The following is an 11628-nucleotide window of genomic DNA, read 5'->3' as shown; positions in this document are numbered from 1 at the left end:
CCGCCCTTACTTACAATGTTGCGTCGCTGGAGGGTCTGCCGACGCTCGTATAGGCGAAGCCGTGCTTTGTGACCTCGTCATGGCGGTAGATGTTTCTGAGGTCGACGAGGACCGGTGCCTTCATGACGGATTTCAGCCGGGCAAAGTCCAGTGCGCGGAACTGGTTCCATTCCGTCACGATGACGAGCGCGTCGGCGTCGCGGGCAGCACCATAGGCATCCTCGGCATAGGCGATGTTGTCGATCACCTGCCGGGCATTGTCCATGCCTTCGGGGTCGTAGCCCGTCACGGTGGCGCCGGCATCCTGCAGCGTCTGGATGATCGAGATCGCCGGGCTGTCGCGCATGTCGTCGGTGTTCGGCTTGAAGGTGAGACCGAGAACGGCGATCGCCTTGCCCCTGATATCGCCGCCCATGGCCGCGATCACCTTGCGGCCCATGGCACGCTTGCGGTTGTCGTTGATCGATACGGTGGTTTCGATCAGGCGCACGGGGCTGTCGTAATCCTGCGCCGTCTTGGCGAGCGCCAGCGTATCCTTCGGGAAGCAGGAGCCGCCATAACCTGGGCCGGCATGCAGGAACTTCGAGCCGATGCGGCCGTCGAGGCCGATTCCGCGTGAGACTTCCTGCACATTCGCGCCTACCTTCTCACAGAGATCGGCCATCTCGTTGATGAAGGTGATCTTCATGGCGAGGAAGGCGTTGGCAGCGTATTTGATCAGCTCGGACGTGCGGCGGGAGGTGAAGAGCAGCGGCGCCTGGTTGAGGTAGAGCGGCCGATAGACTTCGGTCATGACGCCGCGGGCGCGCTCGTCATTGAGGCCGATGACGATACGGTCAGGACGCTTGAAGTCCTCGATCGCGGCACCTTCGCGCAGGAATTCCGGATTGGAAACGATGGCGACATCGGCATCCGGATTGGTTTCGCGCACGATGCGCTCCACTTCGTCACCGGTGCCGACCGGTACGGTCGATTTGGTGACGATGACAGTGAAGCCCTTGACATGCTCGGCAATCTCGCGGGCGGCAGCATAGACATAGGAGAGGTCGGCATGGCCGTCGCCGCGTCGCGAAGGGGTGCCGACCGCGATGAAGACGACGTCGCTTGCAGCAACGCTCGCCTCCACTTCCGTCGTGAAGGAGAGACGGCCGGCGCGGACATTGTCTGCCACGAGCTGCTCGAGGCCCGGCTCGAAGATCGGTATTTCGCCGCGCCGCAGCGCCTCGATCTTGCTGGTATCCTTGTCGACGCAAATGACATCATGGCCGAAATCGGCAAAGCAAACACCTGACACGAGCCCCACATAACCCGAGCCGATCATCGTGATGCGCATGAAATTTCAATCCTTTTGCTGGCGCCAGGCTTCGCGTCGAAACGCAAAGTCGGCATGGGCGATCGTCTGCGCTTATACACAGGATCGCGGGTGACGCCTATATGCGATGCCCGGTTTAGGAGAATTGCGACAGAAGTGTCACAAAAGCTTGTTGGTTTTCCTGTTGTGCTATTGGCACGTTTGCCTCGTTTCTCAAGTGAAACGAAGCCTTTGTACTTTAAGCTTATGATTGCCTATTACTTGTGATTGGTAGCATGTTGCCACATGATGAATTGGGCGCGGTCGCTCTGCGGGGCGGCGGTGTAGTGGGCGGTTCGGGACTATTGCATGAAATCGACTTTTGCCGTGCGGACAATGCGGGCTGGCGAGCTGGAGCTTGCTCTGGAGTGGGCTCGGCAAGAAGGGTGGAATCCCGGTATTGACGATGCGCTCGCCTTCTGGGAGGCAGACCCGGCCGGTTTTCTGATCGGCGCCATCGGCGAGGTGCCTGTCGGTTGCATATCCGTCGTTCGTTATGGTGAGGCTTTCGCCTTTCTTGGCCTTTACATACTGCATCCGGAGCTTCGTGGGCGAGGATACGGCAAGCAGCTCTGGAACAAGGGCATGATGCTTGCCGGCAATCGCATTATCGGGCTGGATGGGGTCGTCGCACAGCAGGAAAACTACCGGCGTCACGGCTTCGAGACGGCCTATCGGACACTCCGTTACGGTGGCATCCCCAAAGTGCCCGAGGTGGACGAACAGCAGGCAAAGCAGGTGGTGCCCGTCGCAGATGGCAAGCTTGATGGGCTGGTGCACTATGATGCGGAAATCTTCCCCGGCCTGCGTCATTCCTTCATTCGCGCATGGTGCGGCTCTCCCGAGAGGCGTGCCTCCTTTATCGTCGGTGGTGGCAGCAGGGTTCGCGGCTATGGCACGATCCGCCGCTGTTTCGAGGGTTACAAGATCGGTCCGCTGTTCGCCAACAAGCCGGAGGTCGCGCTTGCGTTGATGAGCAAGCTGCTGGCAAAGACCAAGGGCGCTCCGGTCTATCTTGATGTACCGGTCGATAATGTCCAGGCAATCAGGCTTGCGGAAGATTGCGGCCTGTCTCCGGTGTTCGAGACGGCGCGCATGTATTGCGGCAAGGCGCCGGAAATCCCGCTCGATCGTGTGTTCGGTGTCACCACGCTCGAACTCGGCTAGGTCCGGCTCATCCCACGGCCGGGAGCAAGACCGCCACATTAACGTTAACAAACGAATAACGGTCCCGTCGGAGGGTTAATCAACCTTAACGGGCTGCTTCTTCGACCCGGCCGCTATATAAGTCCTGCGGGGGCGCCAAGGGGAAGTTGAACAATGATTGTTCATTTCTGTTGGAGTCGGCAATGCATGTCATGGAAAGTATTAACCGGCAGACCTGGCGTAATCCCTGGGCCTTGCGCGACTATCGCCGCAGCAGCGGCTATCTCAACGAAGGCGAGCGCGCCGCCTTTGCTATCGCTGCCCCGCAGACGGGCAGGGGACGCATTCTCGATATCGGTGTCGGCGGGGGCCGCACCGCGCAGCTCTTGCGAGATTTCGCAAGCGACTACATAGGCATCGATTACACGCCGGAGATGGTCGCGCTCTGCCGAAAGAGCTATCCAGACCTTCGGTTCGAGCATAGGGATGCACGCGATCTTTCCGCATTCCGAGATGCCAGTTTCGATATGGTCGTCTTCAGCTATAACGGCATCGATTCCGTCGATGCGGCAGGGAGGCTAGCCATCCTGAACGAGGTGGCACGCGTTCTTGTTTCGGGTGGCGCTTTCGTCTTTTCGACATTCCATCGCGGCTGGCGCGGCTTCGATCATCGCGTCGACTATCGTCGGCTGGAATGGACGTCCAATCCGGTGCGGCTCGGTCTGCGAACCCTGCGCTATGTCGAGGGCCGCATTTCCGGCACGCTGCGCCAGCGTCGGCTCAGGCCGCTCGAAGAGCGAGATGGCGAACATGCGATCCTGCTGCATGGCGCCCATGATTTTGGCGTGATGGTCTATGCGACGACGCCGGCGCAAGTCCAGTCGCAACTGGCCGATGCCGGCTTTGCCATGCCGGTGCTGCTGCTCGATCTCGATGGCAAGCCGGTCGGTGCGGTGGCGTCGTCAGAGCACGAATATTTCCATGTCGTCGCTCACAAGCCGGGCCTTTGACAGGCAAGGCCATCGGCCAGATAAGGGCAATCTGGAGGCCCTGTCTGGCCGATAGCCGGGAAAATTCCTGTTGGAGGCGCTGATTCGTCATGCAAAAAGCCGAATCTCCTGAGACAACAGGGTCGCTTTCCCAAAAACAAAGCTTTATAGATGCGCGGGTTTGAGCAAGGCGCGCCGCCGCGCGCAGGAAGCGGGAATGGATAAATGACGAATGTTGTAGTGATCGGCTCGCAATGGGGTGACGAAGGCAAGGGCAAGATTGTCGACTGGCTTTCGGAACGCGCCGATGTGATTGTACGCTTTCAGGGCGGCCACAATGCCGGTCATACGCTTGTCGTCGATGGCGTCAGCTACAAACTCGCACTGCTGCCCTCCGGCCTCGTGCGCGGCAAGCTCAGTGTCATCGGCAACGGCGTCGTCGTAGATCCCCACCACTTCGTCGCCGAAGTGGAGAAGCTGCGCGCCCAGGGTGTTGCCGTTACGCCTGACGTGCTTCGCATCGCCGAGAACGCGCCCTTGATCCTGTCGCTGCATCGCGATCTGGATGCCATGCGCGAAGATGCTGCTTCCAATAGCGGCACGAAGATCGGCACCACGCGCCGCGGCATCGGCCCAGCCTATGAAGACAAGGTCGGCCGCCGCGCCATTCGCGTCATTGACCTTGCCGAGCCGGAAACGCTGCCGGCCAAGATCGACCGGTTGCTGACGCATCACAATGCGCTCCGGCGCGGCATGGGCGTCGATGAAATCTCCTTCGATGCCCTGCACCATGAACTGACTTCCGTTGCAGAGCATATCCTTCCCTATATCGATCAGGTCTGGCGTCTGCTCGACGAGCAGCGCAAGGCCGGCGCCCGCATCCTCTTCGAAGGTGCGCAGGGTGCGCTTCTCGACAACGACCACGGCACCTATCCCTTCGTAACGTCCTCCAACACCGTTGCCGGCCAGGCAGCCGCCGGTTCGGGCCTCGGTCCGACGGCGCTCGGCTATGTGCTTGGGATCACCAAGGCCTATACGACCCGCGTCGGCGAGGGGCCGTTCCCCTGCGAACTGCATGACGAGATCGGCAAGCACCTGTCGACGGTCGGCCGCGAAGTGGGCGTCAATACCGGCCGTCCGCGCCGTTGCGGCTGGTTCGATGCCGTGCTGGTGCGTCAGACGGTAAAGACCTCGGGGATCACAGGCATCGCGCTCACCAAGCTCGACGTCCTCGATGGCTTGGACGAGCTGAAGATTTGCGTCGGCTACAAGCTCGACGGCAAGGAAATCGATTATCTGCCGGCAAGCCAGGCAGCGCAGGCCCGCGTCGAGCCGATCTACATCACGCTCGAGGGTTGGAAGGAATCGACCGTAGGTGCCCGCAAATGGGCAGATTTGCCGGCGCAGGCGATCAAGTATGTCCGCCAGGTGGAAGAGCTGATCGGTGCGCCGGTGGCGCTGCTTTCGACCAGTCCGGAGCGCGAGGACACCATACTTGTGACGGACCCCTTTGAGGGCTAAAGTTGCGTATCTATGACGAATCCCGGCCCGGCTGCACACCGGGCATCATGAGAAAGTACTGATGGCGGATTTTGTAGCAGTTATTCGACGGGCCGTTGACGGCCTGACGGACAATACTCCCGAGATGCGGGTCAAGGTTTACGATCGAGCTCGTGGTGCCGTGCAACGGCAGCTCGAGAGCATGAAGCCGCGCCCGCCCGAGGAAATGCTGCGCCGCCAGCTCGACAAGCTTGAGGCTGCGATCGTCGAGGTCGAGGCCGAACATGCAGAGGCCTTGCCGGGCGGCGAGGAGCCGCCGGCTGCCGAAGCGCCCGTGCCGCACGAAGAGGCCGCTGCCGAGCCCGCTCAGGACCGTCATGCGGTTGAGGAAGTACACGCGGAGCCGCATGCGGAAGAGCCTGCACCGGCTCCCGCCGAGGCGCACGCTCCTGAAGAACCCAGTGCCGCGCAAGCCGAGCACGAACAACATGCCTATGAGGAACCGGCCGCACCTGCCGAGCCGGATCATGTGCATGAGCATCAGCCGGCAGAGGAATGGCGGGAACCGCATCACGAAGAGGAGCCTTATGCTCCGGCCGTCGAACATGCCGGCGTCGAACATCATGCCGAAGTTCACGAGGAGCCGACTCTTGAGCCGGTTTATCACGAAGAGCCGAAGGGTCACGGGAACGAGCCCCAGCATTATGCGGAAGAGGCGCCGGCAGTCGCTGCTGAGCCTGCCCCCGCGCCGCGTGTGCCGCCGGCTGACGATGTCATAAGCCAGGTCGAGCAGATCTGGGCGGAGGTGGATGCACCGGCTTCTCATGCCGCGCCCGAGCCGACCGCTTCCCGCTACGACGAGCCGGTCATGCCGGCCGCGGCTTTTGCGGAAGCACCCTTCGGCCAGCCTGTCGAAGGACCCGTCAACGCGAAGGCGGCAGCCACCAACACCGGCTTTGCCTGGGACGCGGATGTCTTTGAGGAAATGCGGCCCGCATCGGCTGCTCCCAAGCCGGCACAACAGCCGGCTCGGCAAATGCCGGAAAATGCCTTCGACGATGTCGATCTCTTTGCGGATGTACATCCGTCCAGGAAGCCGGCGTCCGAGGCCGATGCGGCCAATGACGGCTGGCGCGAGCTCAAGGAGCTTGCGGGTTTCGACAAGCGTGCTGAAGACGAACGAGGCGGCGGCTCTGCTGTTCCGCCCGATCTCGACCAGGCGATGGCGGCGAAGCTACAGGGCCGCAGCTTCCGCATGGAGCCGAAGCGCCGTCGTATCAATGTCACCGGTATCATCGTCACGCTCGTCGGCCTCGCGGTCGTCGGAGGCGGCGGTTATGCAGCCTGGCTGAACCGCGATGCGCTCAACAACATGGTGACGAAGCTCGTCAGTTCCGCTCCGAAGAATGCGGCGACCCCCGCGGCTTCGGATACGGCAAGCAGCAATGCACCGAGCAACGGCAACGCTGCGGCTCCTGCCCAGCAGGCGGCTGCACCACAGCAGACCAATACGGCCGCTCAGCAGCCGGCAGGCGCCGGCAACACGGATGTTGCGGCTTTGGGCAGCGACCCGAATACGGTCAATACGAAGTTCACACAGCGTCTTCTGGCAAACGGCACGGAAGAAGACGAAGGGCCGGCTCCGAACGGGCAGCCCGGCGTCGTGGAAGGCAAGTCGGTAGCCGAGCAGAATGTTGCCTCTGCAGCACCTGCCGCCGCGGCTGCGCCGTCGGCGGCCAACAATGCCGGCACGGCTGCTCCGCAGACCCAGGCGCCCGCAGCCGTCGCGCCGAATACGCCATCCGCCTCGACGGATCAGCAGGCACCTGCTGCCAACCAGCAGCAACAGGCGACCGCTAACCAGCCGCCACCTGTGACGCAGCAGACAGCTCCGGCAACCGACGGACAGAAGGTTTTCCTCTATGAGGAGCGCCTCGGCCAGACGTCGCCAACGGCTTTCCAGGGCACGGTCACCTGGTCGCTTCAGGAAGGCAAAGGGGCTGACGGCCGGCCGGAGCCTTCGGTGCAGGGCCTCATCAGCGTTCCTGATCGCGGCCTGACCGCAACGATCACGGTCTCGCGGAATTCGGACTCCTCGCTTCCGGCGAGCCATCTGATCGAGCTTGCCTTCCAGGTGCCGCCGAATTTCGAAGGCGGCGCGATCGACAACGTCCAGCGCGTCGCATTGAAGGCGACCGAGCAGGATCGTGGCGATGCCCTGATCGCAGTTCCGGCCAAAGTGACCGACGATGTCTACATGGTCGCGCTCAACGATTTCCCGGATGCGCGCAAGACCAATCTCGACCTTTTGAAGAACCGTAACTGGATCGATATTCCGGTGGTCTATCGCAACGGCCGTCGCGCGCTTCTGACCATGGAAAAGGGTCCGACCGGCACGGATGCCTTCAACAAGGCGATTGCGGAATGGCAGGCGCTCGGCGGCGTTGCCTCGAGCGGTCAGTAAACCAACCGGACATCGATGACATGCAAAAGGCGAGCTTTAGGCCCGCCTTTCTTTTATCGGTCAAATATTCTGAGCAGCGGGCGTTACGCGGTCGCTTCGACGACACGCAGCGCCTTGGCGCGTTCGAGCGCATCCTTCTGGACGGCTTCCTGAACCTTTTCGAAGGCGCGAACCTCGATCTGGCGCACGCGTTCGCGGCTGATGTCGAACTCGGACGACAGGTCCTCCAGCGTCACCGGCTCTTCGGCGAGGCGGCGTGCCTCGAAGATGCGGCGTTCGCGGTCGTTCAGAACGCCCATGGCGCGCGCCAGCATGCGGCGGCGCGTGTCGAGCTCGTCCTGTTCGATCAGCACGTCTTCCTGGCTGTCATGGTCATCGACAAGCCAATCCTGCCACTGGCCGGAATCGCCTTCGGAAGCCTTGATCGGCGCGTTCAGTGAAGCGTCGCCCGACAGGCGGCGGTTCATCGATACGACCTCTTCTTCCGAGACGTTCAGCTTGGTGGCGATCTCGGTGACATGCTCGGGCTTCAGATCGCCGTCATCGATGGCCTGGATGCGGCCTTTCAGGCGGCGCAGGTTGAAGAACAGGCGCTTCTGGTTGGCGGTCGTGCCCATCTTCACCAGCGACCACGAACGCAGGATGTATTCCTGGATCGAGGCCTTGATCCACCACATGGCATATGTTGCTAAACGGAAACCGCGTTCCGGGTCGAACTTCTTTACAGCCTGCATCAGGCCGACATTGCCTTCCGACACGACTTCGCCGATCGGCAGGCCATAGCCGCGATAACCCATGGCGATCTTCGCCACGAGGCGCAGATGGCTGGTGACGAGCCTATGCGCAGCCTGACGGTCGGCATGTTCCGCATAACGCTTGGCGAGCATGTACTCTTCCTGCGGTTCCAGCATCGGGAACTTGCGGATCTCGTCGAGATAACGATTGAGGCCGGCTTCGCCGGCAGCGATGGACGGTAAGGTATTACGGGCCATGATTGTGCACCCTCCTATTCGAGATTTGGTTCCTTCTGGGGGCGTATTTGCGCGCCTTCTGCGAAGCGGACCAAGGCGGTACGGGTCCGGGGACCCCGCACTCAACCAATGTAAAGATAAGTACGGCGAAACGGTGATTCAAGGATGCGGTCACGCAAGTGTTATAGCAGCGTGACCGCAGGTCTCGCCGGAACATCGCCCTTGGGATCATCCTCCCGAATCGTCCGGCGCCATGTGGCGTGGCCATATCGACCTCCCAAACGCGGTCGCGTTTTCGGTCAGCACAGGCACTCGGACTTCGGTCCTTCATGATGGGTATTATAGGGCGGTAGGCGCCGGTCGTCCAGTTGGACAAAAGAAGGAAGCCATCGTGCCTTTATTCGCAACGACCGTATAGGCGCTCGTTTCCATTAACGACTTCAAGCAGGACATTGGGGCTGACCAGCAGAAGGTTTGCCACCTGATTCGCGGTTTCCAAATATTGCCGGTCGAATACATCCAAGTCCTTTGATGGCGGATTGTCTTTTTGGTGGTTATTTGCAATCAGCGCGTCAATGTCCGTTCTGATATGATAGGAAATTCCCTTCCTGAATATATACCTGAACTCATATGTAGATTTTCCAAGTGTTATGGACTTGGATGCGGTATAGCCGTTTACTTTCTGGAACCTAACGGGAACGTTCCTGCAGGATTTCGCGATGGCGTCCTCGTTGTCCAGGCTGATCATATCCAGGATAGTCCATGTGCCCTGGATCTGATCAAGCAGTCGATCGTTCCGGTTTGAATCTACTTTGCCTGCTTCCCCAATCGTCAAATGGGCTCGATCCGAAAGGGCGGGAACGACCATTTCCAGAGATGCGGCAAACTCATCCTTCAACGGCGAGGTCTGCCCAACGCTCGGCGTGGTCAGAAAAAGTGTAAATATAATCAATGATTTATACATTATGCACTCCGCGGTGCCTCAATAATCCGGGCAATTCTATTGTTCGCAGCGCGCTAACAGCGACGGCGTACCGTCATTGATCGTCATCAGGACATTTTGTGAAAGCTGGATAACAGTCACCACCTGATTTGCGTTATGCAATGTATTCGCGAGAAAAAAATCTCTCTGCGTTTCATAACCAAGTGAGCTGTAGAGCTTGATATCTGTCTCGAAATCCTTCCTGACATTATATTGCGTTCCATTGTCACTTATGTAGACGTCTTTTACCGACCTTCCCCCAGCATTGCTCTCAACGGAAAATGAATAGTCTGACAATCTGGTGAAAATGACGGGATTGTCGCGGCAACTCTTTGCCAGCTCTTCCTGATCTGCACTTCGGCGGGAGTCGGATGCAAACCAAGTCCATCGACTGTTGGTGACCAATCCCATCAACATCTCGCGGCGCAACTTTGCAACGGCGGTCGGCATGATATCGGGCGACACCGGAAAATAAAACTTCGCCTTCGCTTGCCGAAACTCGTCCAGATGTTGCGCCGACATTGCCGGATTCGCAAAAATGGCAATCAATAAAACTGCAAGAACTGACCGCATCACCTTCTCCGTCGAATATCTTTCACATGGAGTTTTATCGCCCGCGCATCTTGTGATGCATGCCACCGACGGCGGATTCGTACAACCTGGGAGAAGTCTCGGAATTGGGGACAAGCGTGCAGCCTGTTTTCAAGGGTGCTGCTGCGCAGCACTCTCCGCCAGATAGCGATCGAAACTGCGAGCTGCGCTTGCCTCTACTCCCTGAGCACCACCGCCAGTTCTTCCATGTCCTCTGGCAAAGGCGCCTCAAAATGCATGACCTCGCCGGTACGGGGATGCTCGAACTGCAGCATATAGGCATGCAGTGCCTGGCGCGTGAAGCGATGGACTGCTTGTTTTGCGGCTTCCGGCAGGAGATTGGCCTTGGTCTTGAAGCCACCGCCGTAAACGGCGTCGCCGAGCAGCGGGTGGCCGATATGAGCCATGTGCACGCGGATCTGATGCGTTCGGCCCGTTTCGAGATGACACTCGATCAATGAGGCGAGGGCGGTCGCGTCCGGCATCTCATGGAAGCGCTCCAGCACCTCGTAATGCGTGATCGCCTCGTCGGCATCCTGCGAATCCGGGCGCTTGACGGCGCGGCGCGTGCGGTCGCTGCTCGACCGGCCGAGAGGGGCATCGATGGTGCCGACAAGCTGGCGGGGGCGACCCCAGACGATCGCCTGATAGGCACGCTCCAGGGAGGTCGTGCGGCCATGATCGGCAAACTGCTGGGAGAGGTGCCGGTGGGCGACATCGTTCTTGGCGATGACCATGACGCCGGTTGTATCCTTGTCCAGCCGGTGCACGATGCCTGGGCGGCGGACGCCGCCGATGCCGGAAAGGCTGTTGCCGCAATGGTGGATCAGGGCGTTGACCAGTGTCCCGGTCCAATTGCCGGCTGCGGGATGGACGACCAGCCCGGCGGGCTTGGAGATGACGATGACATCGTCGTCCTCGTAGAGCACGTCGAGCGGAATGTCCTCACCCTGCGGCGTCGGGTCCTCCGGCTCCGGCAGCCTGATCTCGTAGACGTCACCGGGGCGCACCTTGCGCTTGGCATCTATGACGGGTGCATTGTTGAGCAGAACGGCGCCGTCCTTGATCAGCGCCTGTACGCGGCTGCGGGAAAATTCCTCGCCGATCTCCGCCGTCAGCCATGAATCGAGCCGTCCTTCGGCACTTTCGTCGGCGGTTAGGACTTTTCTATTGCTCGCGGCTTCTTTAAAGGGGTCGCTCAAACGTATTTCTCCAGCGCATAACGCGCTTTTCAGGAAGCAAGGACGCATCGATGACGAATCTCGAGCCAGACGATCAAGAGGAAAAGCCCCTCGATCCGGCCCTGGAGAAAGTCCGACGCAAGATGATCCGCCTGCAGATCGTCTCTGCGGCCGTCATGGTGGTGAGCCTTATGGCTGTGTTCGGCGCCGTTGTCTACAAGACGATGAAGCCGGCGGCAAAGCCTGCGGGGCAGGCGGCGTCGGGCATCCCGTCCGATGCTCCAGTTGCAGTGACGGCTCTGCTGCCTGCAGGTTTTACGGTGCAGTCCACGGCGCTGTCTGGCAACCAGGTGCTGTTTTATGGCACGCTTGCCAGCGGCCAGCGCCAGGCAATCGTCTTCGATTACGGTATTGGCCGCATCGTGGCGACCATATCGCTGTCCAACTGACGGC

The 11628-nt window shown here is 60.3% G+C and carries 10 protein-coding genes; 5 read left to right on the top strand and 5 right to left on the bottom strand.

The features are described 5' to 3' along the window. Positions 1–10 precede the first annotated feature (10 nt). On the bottom strand, positions 11–1333 hold the full coding sequence (locus tag GA0061103_RS14075) for a UDP-glucose dehydrogenase family protein (protein ID WP_092712087.1): 1323 nt from the start codon (positions 1331–1333) through the stop codon (positions 11–13). Between the two features lie 327 nt (positions 1334–1660). Here GA0061103_RS14075 and GA0061103_RS14070 point away from each other — a divergent pair, with 327 nt between their 5' ends. From GA0061103_RS14070 to GA0061103_RS14055, 4 genes are all read left to right on the top strand, one after another. Next, entirely contained in the window at positions 1661–2518 is an 858-nt protein-coding gene (locus GA0061103_RS14070; RefSeq protein WP_092712086.1) for a GNAT family N-acetyltransferase, read from the top strand. A gap of 191 nt (positions 2519–2709) precedes the next feature. After that, complete coding sequence (locus GA0061103_RS14065) at positions 2710–3507, top strand: class I SAM-dependent methyltransferase (protein ID WP_245304749.1); 798 nt, start codon at positions 2710–2712, stop codon at positions 3505–3507. 204 nt (positions 3508–3711) lie between these two features. Next, a complete protein-coding gene (locus tag GA0061103_RS14060) occupies positions 3712–5007 on the top strand; it encodes an adenylosuccinate synthase (protein WP_092712084.1) in 1296 nt (431 codons plus the stop codon). A 61-nt stretch (positions 5008–5068) separates the two neighbouring features. Continuing rightward, positions 5069–7450 carry a hypothetical protein gene (locus tag GA0061103_RS14055; protein ID WP_092712083.1) on the top strand — a complete coding sequence of 794 codons (2382 nt, stop codon included), beginning with the start codon at positions 5069–5071 and terminating at the stop codon, positions 7448–7450. 83 nt (positions 7451–7533) lie between these two features. Here the strand turns inward: GA0061103_RS14055 and rpoH are convergent, their stop codons facing one another. The 4 genes from rpoH to GA0061103_RS14035 form a co-directional block, all read right to left on the bottom strand. Then, on the bottom strand, positions 7534–8442 hold the full coding sequence (gene rpoH / locus GA0061103_RS14050) for an RNA polymerase sigma factor RpoH (RefSeq protein ID WP_075851418.1): 909 nt from the start codon (positions 8440–8442) through the stop codon (positions 7534–7536). 376 nt (positions 8443–8818) lie between these two features. Beyond that, positions 8819–9385 carry a hypothetical protein gene (locus GA0061103_RS14045; protein WP_092712082.1) on the bottom strand — a complete coding sequence of 189 codons (567 nt, stop codon included), beginning with the start codon at positions 9383–9385 and terminating at the stop codon, positions 8819–8821. 36 nt (positions 9386–9421) lie between these two features. After that, positions 9422–9976, bottom strand: coding sequence for a hypothetical protein (locus tag GA0061103_RS14040; protein WP_092712081.1), 555 nt, complete (start codon positions 9974–9976; stop codon positions 9422–9424). 194 nt (positions 9977–10170) lie between these two features. Then, positions 10171–11196, bottom strand: coding sequence for an RluA family pseudouridine synthase (locus GA0061103_RS14035; protein WP_092712080.1), 1026 nt, complete (start codon positions 11194–11196; stop codon positions 10171–10173). Positions 11197–11246: 50 nt separating this feature from the next. Here GA0061103_RS14035 and GA0061103_RS14030 point away from each other — a divergent pair, with 50 nt between their 5' ends. Continuing rightward, the gene (locus GA0061103_RS14030) at positions 11247–11624 is read left to right on the top strand and encodes a hypothetical protein (RefSeq protein WP_092712079.1); all 378 of its coding nucleotides are present in this window, start codon (positions 11247–11249) and stop codon (positions 11622–11624) included. The last annotated feature ends 4 nt before the right edge of the window (positions 11625–11628 follow it).

Origin of the sequence: Martinezella multihospitum (genome assembly GCF_900094585.1) — a bacterium.
GTDB classification, from domain to species: Bacteria; Pseudomonadota; Alphaproteobacteria; order Rhizobiales; family Rhizobiaceae; genus Rhizobium; species Rhizobium multihospitium.
This window is presented reverse-complemented; position numbering and strand designations above follow the sequence as displayed.

Coding starts and splice junctions, on each gene's coding strand:
- GA0061103_RS14045 (WP_092712082.1), bottom strand. CDS start 9,385: ATGTATAAATCATTGATTATATTTACACTTTTTCTGACCACGCCGAGC.
- rpoH (WP_075851418.1), bottom strand. CDS start 8,442: ATGGCCCGTAATACCTTACCGTCCATCGCTGCCGGCGAAGCCGGCCTC.
- GA0061103_RS14055 (WP_092712083.1), top strand. CDS start 5,069: ATGGCGGATTTTGTAGCAGTTATTCGACGGGCCGTTGACGGCCTGACG.
- GA0061103_RS14070 (WP_092712086.1), top strand. CDS start 1,661: ATGAAATCGACTTTTGCCGTGCGGACAATGCGGGCTGGCGAGCTGGAG.
- GA0061103_RS14075 (WP_092712087.1), bottom strand. CDS start 1,333: ATGCGCATCACGATGATCGGCTCGGGTTATGTGGGGCTCGTGTCAGGT.
- GA0061103_RS14040 (WP_092712081.1), bottom strand. CDS start 9,976: ATGCGGTCAGTTCTTGCAGTTTTATTGATTGCCATTTTTGCGAATCCG.
- GA0061103_RS14065 (WP_245304749.1), top strand. CDS start 2,710: ATGGAAAGTATTAACCGGCAGACCTGGCGTAATCCCTGGGCCTTGCGC.
- GA0061103_RS14030 (WP_092712079.1), top strand. CDS start 11,247: ATGACGAATCTCGAGCCAGACGATCAAGAGGAAAAGCCCCTCGATCCG.
- GA0061103_RS14060 (WP_092712084.1), top strand. CDS start 3,712: ATGACGAATGTTGTAGTGATCGGCTCGCAATGGGGTGACGAAGGCAAG.